Genomic DNA, 13,571 nt, shown 5'->3' with positions numbered 1-13,571 from the left:
CACATTGCCGAAGCTGGAGCTGTACGAGGTGGATCGATAGCGCCGGTTGGCGCATGAGAGCCCCTCTCCCCAACCCTCTCCCGCAAGCGGGAGAGGGGGCCGTTCGGCGTGGGCGGGTTGTCCGGCGTCAGCCGGCGCGATCGACGCGGCGGGGGGCGCCGGCGTATAACCGCGAACGGTCATGCGCACGACGCGAACAGGGAGTGGCGGAATGTTGCGAATCCTCGGCAAGGCCTCATCGATCAACGTGCGCAAGGTGCTGTGGACCTGCGCCGAGCTGCAGCTTCCCTACCATAGGGAAGACTGGGGCAGCGGCTTTCGCGCCACGGACGCGCCCGAATTCCTCGCCCTCAATCCCAATGCGCTGGTGCCGGTGCTGGTGGACGGCGACTTCGTGCTATGGGAGAGCAACGCCATCTGCAGCTACCTGGCCAGCCAGTACCCGCGCGACGACCTGCTGCCTTCCGCGCCCCGCGAGCGGGCGCGGGTGGAGCAGTGGATGGGCTGGCAGGCCACCGAGCTGAACAATGCCTGGCGCTACGTGTTCATGGCGCGGGTGCGCAACAGCCCGGCGCATGCCGATGCCGCGGCCCTGGCCGCCGGTGAGCGCGAGTGGGTGCGGCACATGCAAATCCTCGACGCCCAATTGGAGAAGACCGGCGCCTACGTCGCTGGCACAGCCTTCAGCCTGGCCGACATCGTCCTCGGGTTGTCCGTGCAGCGCTGGTTCATGACGCCGCTGCCGCGCCCCGAGCTGCCCGCGGTAGCTGCCTACTACGAGCTGCTGAGCCGGCGACCTGGCTATCGCGAGCATGGCTGCAACGGGCTGCCCTAGGTTTCGACGAAGAACTCGTTCGGCCCACCCGCGTCTTCCCATGCATTCTGGGCCCTTTGCATGGTGGCTTGCAGCTGTCCCTGGCTGCGGTAGTCGTAGCGGTTGGTATGGAAGAAGACGGCGATGAAGTCTTCGCCATACTCACGCGTCTGCACTGGAATCTCCAGCAGCAGTACACCATTGCCATTCTCGTCGCGCGCACTGTCCAGTGTTGCGGCCAGTCGTCGGCCTTCGCTGCGCATCACTGCGGGCAGCATCAACAGCTGATGCTTGCATAACAGTTCGGATATTTCCCCGGTATCAGTTTCCCGGTAGAGAATCGCTACTGTCGTCATGATGGTCTTCCTGGGCGCTGGAATATGTAGGTTTACGAGGGTAGCTGGGTCTTCCAGGGAAGTTCGCTGATGTGCCGGTAATCCGCTTCCAGTTCCGCGGCCAGGTGTTGCGCACGGCCGAGGCGCACGGGGCCGCTCTCGATGTCCACCAGCAGGCTGGCGCAGGGCAGGGGCGCCAGGGGCGGGCAGTCGCGCAGGCGGCCGTCGGTGACGATCAGCAGGCGCTGGCGCTCGCCGGGCTTGTGGCGCTGGCGCTGCTGCAGCCAGTCGGCGGCCTGGGCCAGGGCTTCGGGCAGCGGCGTGCCGCCGCCGGCGCCCAGGTCGCGCAGCCAGTCGCGCAGTTGCGCCGAAGCCTTCTGCCCCTGCCACAGCCAGCGTGGCTGCTGCCCCGCGGCATGCAGCACGGCCAGGCGCGCGCGTTGCCGGTAGGCCTGCTCGAAGACTTCCGCCAGCAGGCCCTTGGCCTGGCTCAGGGCGCCATGCCGGCGGGTGCTGGCCGAGGCGTCGACGATTACCAGCCAGAGTTCACGGGGTTTGGCGCTGCGGGCGCGCAGCACCAACTGGTCACGCCGTTGCGGGCGCCCGCGCAGCAAGGTGGCCGGCCAGTCGATGCGCGAGTGCGTACCCTGCCGGCGGGCGCCGCTGCGGCCGCCGGCGGACTGGCCGGGTGTGGGGCTGGCATCCGCGCCTGGGGCCGGGCGCGGGCGGATGCTCAGGGCTTTTTTGGCCAGCGCGGCAGTTCGCGGGCGGCGCCGGCGGGCACGGCGCGGGGCGGCAGTTCGCCCCACTGGCCTTCGTTCTGTGTGCCTTGTTCGGGTTGGTTGGCGGCAGGGGCCTGAGGCGCCTGCGGCTGCGCCGGTGGTGGCGGCGCATGGCGGCGGCGGTGGGCGAGGGCGAAGGGCTCCAGGGCGTCGATATCCTCCTTCTCGATGCGCTCGGCGCCGCGCCAGGCGGCATGGGCGCGGGCGCCGCGCAGCCAGACGATGTCGGCGCGCAGGCCGTCCACCCCGGCGGCGTAGCAGCGCTCGGCGATGGCCTGCAGCGCGGCGTCGTCCAGGGGAATGCCGGGCAGGCGCCGGCGGGCCTGGGCGCAGCGCTGGCGCAGGGCGTCCTGCTCGGCCTGCCAGTGGCCGAGGAAGGCCTGTGGGTCGGCGTCGAAGGCCAGGCGGCGGCGGACGATCTCGGCGCGCTCGGCCGGCGCCGGCGTGCCGCCCAGCTCGACCTTCAGGCCGAAGCGGTCAAGCAGCTGCGGGCGCAGCTCGCCTTCCTCGGGGTTCATGGTGCCGATCAGCACGAAGCGCGCCGGGTGGCTGTGGGACAGGCCGTCGCGCTCGACGTGGTTGACGCCGCTGGCGGCCACGTCCAGCAGCAGGTCCACCAGGTGGTCGGGCAGCAGGTTGACCTCGTCGACGTAGAGCACGCCGCCGTCGGCATTGGCCAGGATGCCCGGGGAGAAGCGCACGCGGCCCTCGCCCAGGGCGGCGTCTAGGTCGAGGGTGCCGACGATGCGTTCCTCGCTGGCGCCCAGGGGCAGGGTGACGAAGCGCCCGCCGTCGAGCAGGTCGGCCACGCCGCGGGCCAGGGTCGACTTGGCCATGCCGCGCGGGCCCTCGATCAGCACCCCACCGATGGCTGGGTCGATGGCGGCCAGGCACAGCGCCAGTTTCAGGTCGTCGGCGGCGACCACGGCGGCCAGGGGGAAGTGCGGTTGCATGGGGCGTTACCTGCGGCGTGCGTGAAGGCGAATGGTAGCGAAGCCGGCGCGGGCGGGCGAGGCGCCATCGATGAAGGCGATAGGAAAGGATGATTGAAAGCCCGGCGCCGATGCGGTAGCTTGGCCGGCATCTTGTGGAGATAACCATGCCGTCCAGCCTGTCCATCCAGTCCCTCGCCCACCCCGGTGCCCTTGGCTCCGCGGTCGTTCGCGCGCAGGTGCTGGCCGCTGCCGCCGGTTATTTCTTCTATGGGTATTGGTTTAGCCACAGGCGCGCCTGATACCCCACAGGCGCCCTAGCAAGCAGGGTCGCCAACCAGACAGCTTCACGAAACCCCGGTCGGCAACCCGACCGGGGTTTTTGTTTTTCCGGCCCACAAGGCCAAAGCACTTCAACCAGAGGATCGAAACATGACCGCCTACACCACCTACCGCTATTACCGCACCTCCGACTGGCGATTTAGCAGCCGTACCGCTGCCACACCCGAACACCTCAGTCGAACACTCAGATAGCGCCGCGCGCGGCCACGACCGCGCCGGCCAAGGATGCCAGTCCATGAATTCCTCCGTTTCCGCCCTGATCCGCAACGACCTGCCGCAGTCCGCCGAAGTCCTCGAACTGCCGCGCCCCAGCCTCCGCCGCCGCGAACAGCCGCTGCCGAGCCCCGCCGAACTGCGCCAGCGCCTGCCGCTTTCCGCCGCCCTGGCCGAACGCGTACAGCACGACCGCCAGGCCATCCGCGCCATCCTCGACGGCCGCGACCCGCGCCTGCTGGTGGTGGTCGGCCCCTGTTCCCTGCACGACGCCGATTCCGCCCTCGACTACGCCGAGCGCCTCGCCGCCCTGGCCCCCGAAGTGAGCGACCAACTGCTGCTGGTGATGCGCGCCTACGTCGAGAAGCCGCGCACCACCATCGGCTGGAAGGGCCTGGTGTACGACCCGCACCTGGACGGCAGCGGCGACATGGCCGAGGGCCTGGCGCTGTCGCGGCGGCTGATGCTGGGCATGCTCGAACGCGGCCTGCCGGTGGCCACCGAACTGCTTCAGCCGCTGGTGGCCGGCTACCTCGACGACCTGCTGGGCTGGGCGGCCATCGGCGCGCGTACCAGCGAGTCGCAGGTGCACCGCGAGATGGTCAGCGGCCTGGATCTGCCGGTGGGCTTCAAGAACGGCACCGACGGCAGCCTGGGCATCGCCTGCGACGCCATGCGCTCGGCGGCACACCCGCACCAGCATTTCGGCATCGACGGCCTGGGCCGCCCGGCGCTGGTGCAGACCCTCGGCAACCCGGACACCCACCTGGTGCTGCGTGGCGGCCACGGCGGCCCCAACTACGACGTGGCCAGCGTGCGCGCGGCCCGCGAGGGGCTGGAGAAGCAGGGCATCCCGGCGCGGATCATGGTCGACTGCAGCCACGCCAACAGCAGCAAGGACCCGCTGCGCCAGCCGGCGGTGCTGGCCAGCGTGCTCGACCAGCGCCTGGGTGGCGATGCGTCGCTGCGCGGGGTGATGCTGGAGAGCCACCTGTTCGACGGCTGCCAGCCGCTGAAGGGCGAGCTGCGCTACGGGGTTTCCATCACCGATGGCTGCCTGGGGTGGAGTGGGACCGAGGCGTTGTTGCTGGATGCGGCGCGGCGGTTGCGGCGGGGGTAATCGTAACGGTGGCGGGCTCGGCGTAGGGCGTATAACGCTCCGCGTTATACGCCGTTTATCCGACGTTTCCGTGTGCTCCGGGGGCCGTCACGGAGCCGCTGTCTTGGGGCGCTTCGGGTTCGACCGGGAAGCCGGGCATGAGGTGGGTGTAGCGGCGTATAACCGCGAACGGTTATACGCCCTACGTTACTGGGTGCCTGTAGGCGCGAGCTTGCTCGCGAAGGGAGTTTTCCGGCCATGCCGGTGCCAGGGATGAGAGCGCCCTCTCCCTAACCCTCTCCCTGAAGGGAGAGGGGACCGTTCGGAGTGCGTGGGTATTTCGGAGCTAGCCGGCTAGTACGAAGTTGCCGGCTGACGCCAAATCCATTCTCGGCACGGACAAGCCCCCTCTCCCTGAAGGGAGAGGGGGCTATTCGGAGTGCTCGGGTATTTCGGAGCTAGCCGGCTAGTACGAAGTTGCCGGCTGACGCCAAATCCATTCTCGGCACGGACTAGCCCCCTCTCCCTTCAGGGAGAGGGTTGGGGAGAGGGGACGGAGCCAAACCTAGACACCTAAGCCACTTGGAAACTCCGTTCGCGAGCAAGCTCGCTCCTACGAAGAGCCTCAGCGTCACTGCTCCTCGCTATCCACCAGGATGTTCTCCAGCGCCTCACGATACTCCCCAGGCTCCTGCCAAAGCCCCCGCTGCTGCGCCTCCAGCAGGCGCTCGGCCATGTCCCGCAGGGCTTCGGGGTTGTGCCGCTGGATGAACTCGCGGGTGTCGTCGTCCAGCAGGTAGGCGTCGGCCAGTAGCTGGTACTGGTGGTCCTCCACCAGTTCGCTGGTGGCGTCGAAGGCGAACAGGTAGTCCACGGTCGCCGCCATCTCGAAGGCGCCCTTGTAGCCGTGGCGCTTCATCCCGGCGATCCATTTCGGGTTCACCGCGCGGGCGCGCAGCACGCGGCCGAGTTCTTCCTTCAGCGTGCGGATGCGCGGGTTGTCCGGCTGGCTGTGGTCGCCGTGGTAGCTGGCCACGCGGCGCTCCTGGATGACCTCGGCGGCGGCCAGCATGCCGCCCTGGAACTGGTAGTAGTCGTTGGAATCGAGGATGTCGTGCTCGCGGTTGTCCTGGTTGTGCAGCACCGCCTGCAGGCCGTCCAGGCGCCGGGCGAAGCGCTCGCGGGCCGGGGTGCCGTCGTTGCCGGCGCCGTAGGCGTAGCCGCCCCAGTTCAGGTAGGCCGCGGCGAGGTCGGCGCGGTTCTCCCAGCTGCGTTCCTCGATCACCCCCTGCACGCCGGCGCCATAGGCGCCGGGCTGGGCGCCGAAGATGCGCCAGCCGGCCTGGCGCCGGGCTTCTTCCTCGGCCACGCCGCCGGCCTGCAACTGGGCGCTTTCGGCGCGCACGCGGGCAGCCAGGGGGTTCATGTCGTCCGGCTCGTCCAGCGCCGCCACCGCCTGTACCGCCGCGTCGAACAGGCGGATGAGGTTGGCGAAGGCGTCGCGGAAGAACCCGGACACGCGCAGGGTCACGTCCACCCGCGGGCGGTCGAGCAGGCTCAGCGGCAGGATCTCGAAGTCTTCCACGCGCTGGCTGCCGGCCTGCCACACCGGGCGCACGCCGAGCAGCGCCAGGGCCTGGGCGATGTCGTCGCCGCCGCTGCGCATGGTCGCCGTGCCCCACACCGAGAGGCCGAGCTGGCGCAGGTGGTCGCCATGGTCCTGCAGGTGCCGCTCCAGCAGCCGGCTGGCGGACTGGAAGCCCAGGCGGTAGGCGGTGGGCGTGGGCAGGTTGCGCACGTCGACGGTGAAGAAGTTGCGCCCGGTGGGCAGCACGTCCAGCCGCCCGCGGCTGGGCGCGCCGCTGGGGCCGGCGGGGACGAAGCGGCCGTTGAGCCCGGCCAGCAACTGGCCGGTCTCGTTGGCGCCGCAGGCGTCGAGCAGCGGCGCCACGTTTTCGCGCAGTTGCTGCAGGACCAGCGCGCTGGCCGGGCCGGGGCCGTCGAGGCCGTCCTCGATCAGGCGCAGGGCGAGCAGTTCCAGGCGTTCGCGGGTGTCGCCGTTGCTGCGCCAGGGTTCGTCGCTGACGGCCTGCAGCCGCTCGGGGCGCGGGCCGTCCCAGGGCTCGGCGAAGTTGCTGTCCAGCGGGTCGCGGCCCAGGCGCAGGTCCTCGGCCAGGGCGCGCAGCAGGCTGGCGTTGCCGCCCTTGCCGTCGCCGCGGGGGATGCGCACCAGCGACAGCAGGGTGTCGCGGCGCAGCTGGCCCACCGGCGATTCGCCGAACACGTGCAGGCCATCGCGGATCTGCGATTCCTTGAGGTCGCAGAGGTAGGCGTCCAGCTGCGGCAGCCAGCTGTCCTCGTCGTCGTTGAGTTGCAGGCCCAGCTCGCGGTCGAGGGCGGCGGCGCGCACCGCGTCGAGGATTTCCCCGCGCAGTTGCACGGCGCGGCGCGGGTCCAGCAGCGAGGCGTCGTAGTACTCGTCGGCCAGGCGCTCCAGGTCGCGCAGCGGGCCGTAGTTCTCGGCGCGGGTCAGCGGCGGCATCAGGTGGTCGATGATCAGCGCCTGGCTGCGGCGCTTGGCCTGGGCGCCCTCGCCGGGGTCGTTGACGATGAACGGGTAGAGGTTCGGCAGTGGGCCGAGGATCGCGTCCGGCCAGCATTCCTCGGACAGGCCCACGCCCTTGCCCGGCAGCCATTCGAGGTTGCCGTGCTTGCCGACGTGGATCACCGCGTCGGCGCCGAACGCCTCGCGCAGCCAGAAGTAGAAGGCCAGGTAGCCGTGCGGCGGGACCAGCGCCGGGTCGTGGTAGATGGCCGCCGGGTCGAGCTGGTAGCCGCGCGCCGGCTGGATGCCGACGAAGGCCAGGCCCAGGCGCAGGCCGGCGACCATCATCCGCCCGCCACGGTACATCGGGTCCTGCTCGGGCTCGCCCCAGCGCTCGCGCACGGCGCGCTGGTTGGCGTCGGGCAGGCGCGCGAAGCAGGCCTGGTAGTCGGCCAGCGCCAGGCTCTGCGCGCAGGGGCGCAGGTCGAGGCTGTCGAGGTCGTTGCTCACGCCGCCGAGCAGGCTGTGGATAAGCGCATCGCCAGTCTCCGGCAGGCCGGCTACCGGGTAGCCCGAGGCCTCCAGGGCGCGCAGGATGTTCAGCGCCGCCGCCGGCGTATCCAGGCCGACGCCGTTGCCGATGCGCCCGTCGCGGGTCGGGTAGTTGGCCAGGATCAGCGCCACGCGCTTGTCGGCGTTGGCCTTGCGCGCCAGCAGCACCCAGCGCCGCGCCAGCTCGGCGACGAAGTCCATGCCCGGGCGGTGAGCCAGGTAGCAGACCACGTCGCTCTGGCTGCGCTCGCTGCGCCAGGCCAGGCCCTTGAAGCTGATCGGCCGGGTGATCAGGCGGCCGTCCAGTTCCGGCAGCGCCACGTGCATGGCCAGGTCGCGCGGGCCCAGGCCCTGGGCGTTGGCGCGCCACTGCTCGATATTGTCCAGCGAGCAGATGGCCTGCAGCACCGGCACGTCGCGGCGGAACGGACGGGCCTGGGGCGCCTCCGGGTTGGACTGGGCGAAGCCGGTGGTGTTGATGATCAGCTCGGCGCAGGCGGCGTCCAGCAGCGCCTCGACCTGCTCCAGGCAGGCCGTTTCCTTGAGGCTGGCCACGGCGATCGGCAGGGGGTTGAGGCCCTGGGCCCGCAGGCGCTCGCAGAAGACATCGATGAAACCGGTGTTCGCCGCCTGCAGGTGGGTGCGGTAGAACAGCAGCGCCGCCACCGGCCAGTCGGCGTTCCATTCGGCTTGCCAGTGGTCGAGCGTGGCGGCGGCATGACGGGGATGGTGCAGCGCCACCCGGGGCAGGGCGCGCGGTTCCTCCCAGGGGTAGGCGCGGCCCAGGTAGCGGCTGGCCAGGTTGGCGAAGAACTGCCGGGCGTTGTCCAGGCCGCCCTGGCGCAGGTACTGCCAGAGGCGCTCGGCTTCGGCGGGGGCGACGGTGCACAGGGCGGTGAGTTCCGGGTCGGGCTTGTCGTCGCCGGGGACCAGGACCAGGGTGGCGCCGCGCTCGGCCAGGGCCACCAGTTGCTCGATGCCGTAGCGCCAGTAGCCGACGCCGCCGTGCACCGAGATCAGGATGACTTTCGCGTGCCGCAGCACCTCGTCGACGTAGAGGTCCACCGAGGCGTGGTTCTGCAGCTGCATGGGGTTGGCCAGGCGCAGGCTCGGGTAGTCCGCCGGCAGTTCGCGGGCGGCCTCGGCGAGCAGCGCCAGGTGCGAATCGCCGCTGCAGAGGATGACCAGCTCGGCGGGCGTCTGGGCCAGGTGGGCGATGCCGTCGTCGGGGACGAAGCCGCCGGGTTGGGTGCGCAGCAGGTGCATGGTACGGCCTTGGTCGAGGGCTGTGCGTAGGAGCGAGCTTGCTCGCGAACAAACCCCGCTGCGGGGCCATTCGCGAGCAAGCTCGCTCCTACGAAGGGCATCAGGTCAGTGCGGTGCGCAGTTCGTTGGCGATGCTGGCCTGGTCGAGTTCCTGGCCGATCACCACCAGGCGGGTGGCGCGGGTTTCGTCGCTCAGCCACTTGCGGTCGAAGTGTTTGTCGAAGCGCTTGCCGACGCCCTGCACCAGCAGGCGCATGGGCTTGCCGGGGATGGCCGCGAAGCCCTTGATGCGCAGCACCGCGTGGCGCTCCACCAGTTGCTCGAGGGCGTCGAGCAGGGCGCGCTCTTCCACTTCCGGCAGGTCGACGTGGAAGGAGTCGAACTCGTCGTGGTCGTGGTCCTCGTGCCCTTCATGGTCGTGGTGGGTCGGGCGGCTGTCGATGTGCAGCTCGGCCTCGGCGTTCAGCCCCAGCAGCACCGACAGCGGCAGCTTGCCGGCGCTGGCCTCGATGATCTTCACCGCCGGCGGCAGTTCCTCGGCGACGTGGGTGCGCACTTGCGCGAGGGTGTCGGCGTCGAGCAGGTCGGCCTTGTTCAGCACCACCAGGTCGGCGCTGGCCAACTGGTCTTCGAACAGTTCGTGCAGCGGCGATTCGTGGTCCAGGTTCGGGTCCTGCCTGCGTTGCTCGTCGACCTGCTCGGGGTGGGCGGCGAAGGTTCCGGCGGCCACCGCCGGGCTGTCGACCACGGTGATCACCGCATCCACCGTGCAGGCGTTGCGGATTTCCGGCCACTGGAAGGCCTGCACCAGGGGCTTGGGCAGGGCCAGGCCGGAGGTCTCGATGAGGATCTGGTCGAGCTCGCCGCGGCGCGCCACCAGCTCGCGCATCACCGGGAAGAACTCTTCCTGCACGGTGCAGCACAGGCAGCCGTTGGCCAGTTCGAAGACGCGGCCCACGGCTTCTTCTTCGCTGCAGCCGATGGAGCATTGCTTGAGGATTTCGCCGTCGATGCCCAGTTCGCCGAACTCGTTGACGATCACCGCGATGCGGCGGCCTTCGGCGTTGTCGAGCATGTGCCGGAGCAGGGTGGTCTTGCCGGCGCCGAGGAAGCCGGTGACGATGGTGACGGGGAGCTTGGCCAGGGTTTGCATGGTCGCCTCTGCGCTGCGATGGCGGGAGGCAGGGGCGCGCGCACGGAGGTTCCGCGCGTCGGAAGCCGCCACCGGATCACCCCGCCCGGTTGTGGTAATGCTGGTTCGAGGCAGGTCTCCTGGCTCACGATCCGGCTTGCGCCTGGCCTTCGCCTTCCCGCCCGTGGGCAGTGGCATTCGAAGGGGTTTGGATCATTCACAGTTGCGGGGGCAGCCGTGGCCTTGACCACGTTCCCTCTTAGCTCCGGCGCCGGGCCGGAGAACCTCGAAGCGGCAAAGGCTACGCAGTGCCCGGCGGGTGGTCAATCGCCACCGGGCCGGTTGACGCTCTGCCTGGGCCGTGCTGTGCTGCCCGGCGATTGCCCGAGGAAGGATCGCCCGCGTGATACTGGTTGCCGGACTGGGGTGCCGCCGTGGCTGCGGCGCCGACGAACTGCTCGCCCTGCTGCGCGCCTGCCTGCGCGAGGCCGGCCTCGATGAGGCGGCTCTGAATGCCCTGGCCAGCAGCGAGGCCAAGGCCCTGGAAGGTGGCCTGCGCGACCTGTCGCGGCAACTTCGTCTGCCCCTGGAACTGCTGGATGCGCAGCGCCTGGCGCCTTACGAGCAGCGCCTGACTTCCACTTCCGAGCGGGCTCGCCAGGTCACCGGCAGCGCTGGCGTGGCTGAGGCTGCCGCCCTGGCACTGGCCGAAGCGCTGGCTGAAGGCCCGGCGCGGCTGGTCGTGCCCAAGCGGCGCAGCGCCAACGCTACTTGCGCGCTGGCCATGGCTCCCTACGGGCTGGGGTAGACTTGCGCCTTTCCCGATCCGAAGCGAAACGCCCATGACGGTCTATTTCATCGGCGCCGGCCCCGGCGATCCCGAGCTCATCACGGTCAAGGGCCAGCGCCTGCTGCGCAGCTGCCCGGTGATTCTCTACGCCGGCTCGCTGGTGCCCGAGGCGGTGCTCGAAGGGCACAGCGCCGAGGTGGTGGTGAACACCGCCGAGCTGCATCTGGAGCAGATAGTCGCGCTGCTGGCGGAGGCCCACGCGAAAGGCCAGGACGTGGCCCGCGTGCATTCCGGCGACCCTTCGCTGTACGGCGCCATCGGTGAGCAGATCCAGCACCTGCGCCGGCTCGGCATCCCCTACGAGATCGTCCCCGGGGTCACCGCCACCGCCGCCTGCGCCGCGCTGCTGGGCTGCGAGCTAACGCTGCCGGACGTGTCGCAGACGCTGATCCTCACCCGCTACGCCAGCCGCACGAAGATGCCCGAGGGGGAATCCCTGGGCGACCTGGCGCGGCACCGGGCGAGCATGGCCATCCACCTGGGCGTGGGGCAGCTGGAGAAGATAGTCGCGGAGCTGTTGCCGCACTACGGCGCGGACTGCCCGATCGCGGTGATCCACCGCGCCAGTTGGCCGGATCAGGACCAGGTCAGCGGCACCCTCGGCGACATCCTGCCGAAGGCTCGGGCCAAGGGGTTCAAGCGGACGGCGCTGATCCTGGTCGGGCGGGTGCTGGCGGCGGAGGGGTTTGGGGAGTCGTCGTTGTATAGCGCGGGGCATGGGCATCTTTACCGGCCGGGCTGACGGCAGATGGCTGGGGGTTGTTTGTAGGAGCGAGCTTGCTCGCGAATGGTGCTCAGCTGTGACTTCGGTGTTTTGGTTCGATTCCGTCCCCTCTCCCCAGCTCTCTCCCTGAAGGGAGAGGGAGCTTGTCCGTGCCGAGAGGAGGCCCGGTTTTAGCCGGCAATCTCTGTGTTAGCCGGCTGACTCCAGAACATCAGCGTCTGCCCAACGGTCCCCTCTCCCTTCAGGGAGAGGGTTAGGGAGAGGGGCTCTCGAACCCGCCACCCACCATCAAGCCATCCAGTCATCCGACCCGCGCCCGGGCAGGCCGTGGCGGATGTACCAGCGCACGCCCAGGTGAAGGCCCAGGGCGGTGCCCACTGTCAGCAGGATCGTCAGGGTTTCCGCATCCATGGTCGCTGTCCTTCGTCCGGGGTCTGGTCTGACAGCGTATGCCTGCGGCAATCTGTCGCACAGATACAGATCGTGTCCGAATGTACGGAGCAGCGCTACAGCGACTGGATGATCCGCCCGAGGGTTTCCATGGCTTTTTCGCTGCGCGGCGTCCAGGGGTGGCCGTAGTTCAGCCGCAGGCAGTGGCGGAAGCTGCGGGTGGCGGAGAAGATCGGCCCCGGGGCGATGCTGATGCCCTGGGCGTGGGCCAGCTGGAACAGCTTCAGGGCGTCGACCCGCTCGGGCAGCTCCAGCCAGAGGAAGTAGCCGCCGCTGGGGCGGGTCACCCGCGTCGCTTCGGGGAAGTGCCGGGCTACCGCGGCGAGCATGGCGTGCTGCTGGCTTTCCAGGGCGTGGCGCAGCTTGCGCAGGTGGCGGTCGTAGCCGCCGTGCTGCAGGTAGTCGGCGATGGCCGCCTGGGCCGGCACCGAGGCCGACAGGCTGGTCATCAGCTTGAGCCGCTCGACCTGCGCGTGGAAGCGCCCGCCGGCCACCCAGCCGATGCGGTAGCCCGGCGCCAGGCTCTTGGAGAAGCTGCCGCAGTGCATCACCAGGCCCTCGGCGTCGTAGGCCTTCACCGGCTTGGGCGCCTGCTGGGCGAAGTACAGCTCGGCGTAGACGTCGTCCTCGATCAGCGGCACCTGGTGCCGGGCCAGCAGGCCGGCGAGGGCGCGCTTGCGGTCCTCGCCCATGCTCGCGCCCAGCGGGTTCTGGAAGTTGCTCATGAACCAGCAGGCCTTGATCGGCAGGCGCTCCAGGCTGTCGGCCAGCACCTGCAGGTCGATGCCCTCGCGCGGGTGCACGGGGATTTCCACGGCCTTGAGCTTGAGCCGCTCCAGCACCTGCAGGGTGGCGTAGAAGGCCGGCGCCTCGATGGCCACCAGGTCGCCGGGCCGGGTGACCACCTGCAGGCACAGGTTCAGCGCCTCCAGCGCGCCGTTGGTCACGACCAGTTCTTCCACCGGCAGCGGCGTGCCGTTGACCATGTAGCGCAGGGCGATCTGCCGGCGCAGGGCATGGCTGCCCGGGGTCATGTCGGCCACCGCGGCGCGCGGCTCCATGTCGCGCACGGCGTGGGCCATGGAGCGCGCCAGGCGCGGCAGGGGGAACAGCTCGGGGGCCGGGAAGGCCGAGCCGAAGGGCACGGTGTCCGGGTCCTTGATCGAGCCGAGCACCGAGAACACCAGCTCGCTGACGTCCACCTCGGTGGTCTGCGCCTCGTGACGGGCGATCTCCGGTTCGGCCAGGGCGCGGCGCACGTGCTCGCGGACGAAGTAGCCGGAACGCGCGCGGGCCACGATCAGGCCGCGATCCTCCAGCAGGTAGTAGGCCTGGAACACGGTGGAGGCGCTGACCCCGTAGGTGCGGCTGGCGTGCCGCACCGAGGGCACCTTCTGCCCGGGGGCGAGCACCCCGCTGCGGATCAGTTCGGCGATCTCGTCGGCGAATTTCTCGTAGCGCTTCATCTTGTCCCGGGGGCCGTTGGGGAGCTCCCACTCTAGGCGTTGCGCGGCGCCGCCGCCATGCCGCGGGGC

At 70.0% G+C, this 13,571-nt stretch carries 12 protein-coding genes and 1 riboswitch; of the genes, 5 read left to right on the top strand and 7 right to left on the bottom strand.

The features are described from left to right. Positions 1-211: 211 nt before the first annotated feature. Entirely contained in the window at positions 212-835 is a 624-nt protein-coding gene (locus tag PKO50_RS27155; protein WP_275627775.1) for a glutathione S-transferase, read from the top strand. On the opposite strand, the gene PKO50_RS27150 is transcribed toward PKO50_RS27155, so the two are convergent. Genes PKO50_RS27150 through PKO50_RS27140 form a run of 3 tightly spaced genes read right to left on the bottom strand, consistent with a single transcriptional unit; the run spans position 832 to position 2,884 of the window. Beyond that, the gene (locus PKO50_RS27150; RefSeq protein WP_275627774.1) at positions 832-1,170 is read right to left on the bottom strand and encodes a hypothetical protein; all 339 of its coding nucleotides are present in this window, start codon (positions 1,168-1,170) and stop codon (positions 832-834) included. The two genes, PKO50_RS27155 and PKO50_RS27150, sit on opposite strands and share 4 nt — an antisense overlap. A gap of 32 nt (positions 1,171-1,202) precedes the next feature. Continuing rightward, the gene (locus PKO50_RS27145; RefSeq protein WP_275627773.1) at positions 1,203-1,958 is read right to left on the bottom strand and encodes a VWA domain-containing protein; all 756 of its coding nucleotides are present in this window, start codon (positions 1,956-1,958) and stop codon (positions 1,203-1,205) included. Next, positions 1,883-2,884 carry an AAA family ATPase gene (locus tag PKO50_RS27140; protein ID WP_109933795.1) on the bottom strand — a complete coding sequence of 334 codons (1,002 nt, stop codon included), beginning with the start codon at positions 2,882-2,884 and terminating at the stop codon, positions 1,883-1,885. The genes PKO50_RS27145 and PKO50_RS27140 overlap by 76 nt, the downstream gene beginning before the upstream one ends. Positions 2,885-3,030: 146 nt before the next feature. On the opposite strand from PKO50_RS27140, the gene PKO50_RS27135 reads away from it, so the two are divergent. Both PKO50_RS27135 and PKO50_RS27130 read left to right on the top strand, forming a co-directional pair. Continuing rightward, a complete protein-coding gene (locus PKO50_RS27135; RefSeq protein ID WP_275627772.1) occupies positions 3,031-3,165 on the top strand; it encodes a hypothetical protein in 135 nt (44 codons plus the stop codon). Positions 3,166-3,440: 275 nt separating this feature from the next. Next, complete coding sequence (locus PKO50_RS27130; RefSeq protein ID WP_275627771.1) at positions 3,441-4,538, top strand: 3-deoxy-7-phosphoheptulonate synthase; 1,098 nt, start codon at positions 3,441-3,443, stop codon at positions 4,536-4,538. A gap of 610 nt (positions 4,539-5,148) precedes the next feature. Here PKO50_RS27130 and cobN read toward each other — a convergent pair. Further along, entirely contained in the window at positions 5,149-8,880 is a 3,732-nt protein-coding gene (gene cobN, locus PKO50_RS27125; RefSeq protein WP_275627770.1) for a cobaltochelatase subunit CobN, read from the bottom strand. A gap of 100 nt (positions 8,881-8,980) precedes the next feature. Next, entirely contained in the window at positions 8,981-10,033 is a 1,053-nt protein-coding gene (gene cobW / locus PKO50_RS27120) for a cobalamin biosynthesis protein CobW (protein ID WP_275627769.1), read from the bottom strand. A gap of 91 nt (positions 10,034-10,124) precedes the next feature. Then, positions 10,125-10,316, bottom strand: a riboswitch (cobalamin riboswitch). Between the two features lie 99 nt (positions 10,317-10,415). Here cobW and PKO50_RS27115 point away from each other — a divergent pair. Both PKO50_RS27115 and cobM read left to right on the top strand, forming a co-directional pair. Continuing rightward, positions 10,416-10,820, top strand: a complete 405-nt coding sequence (locus tag PKO50_RS27115; RefSeq protein ID WP_089393397.1) for a cobalamin biosynthesis protein — start codon at positions 10,416-10,418, stop codon at positions 10,818-10,820. Positions 10,821-10,854: 34 nt separating this feature from the next. After that, positions 10,855-11,604 carry a precorrin-4 C(11)-methyltransferase gene (gene cobM / locus PKO50_RS27110; protein WP_275627768.1) on the top strand — a complete coding sequence of 250 codons (750 nt, stop codon included), beginning with the start codon at positions 10,855-10,857 and terminating at the stop codon, positions 11,602-11,604. Between the two features lie 270 nt (positions 11,605-11,874). On the opposite strand, the gene PKO50_RS27105 is transcribed toward cobM, so the two are convergent. Continuing rightward, positions 11,875-11,997, bottom strand: coding sequence for a hypothetical protein (locus tag PKO50_RS27105; protein WP_256595844.1), 123 nt, complete (start codon positions 11,995-11,997; stop codon positions 11,875-11,877). A 95-nt stretch (positions 11,998-12,092) separates the two neighbouring features. After that, on the bottom strand, positions 12,093-13,502 hold the full coding sequence (gene mapR, locus PKO50_RS27100; RefSeq protein ID WP_275627767.1) for a GntR family transcriptional regulator MpaR: 1,410 nt from the start codon (positions 13,500-13,502) through the stop codon (positions 12,093-12,095). Positions 13,503-13,571 lie beyond the last annotated feature (69 nt).

The organism is Pseudomonas sp. 273 (genome assembly GCF_029201425.1).
GTDB classification, from domain to species: domain Bacteria; phylum Pseudomonadota; class Gammaproteobacteria; order Pseudomonadales; family Pseudomonadaceae; genus Pseudomonas; species Pseudomonas delhiensis.
This window is presented reverse-complemented; position numbering and strand designations above follow the sequence as displayed.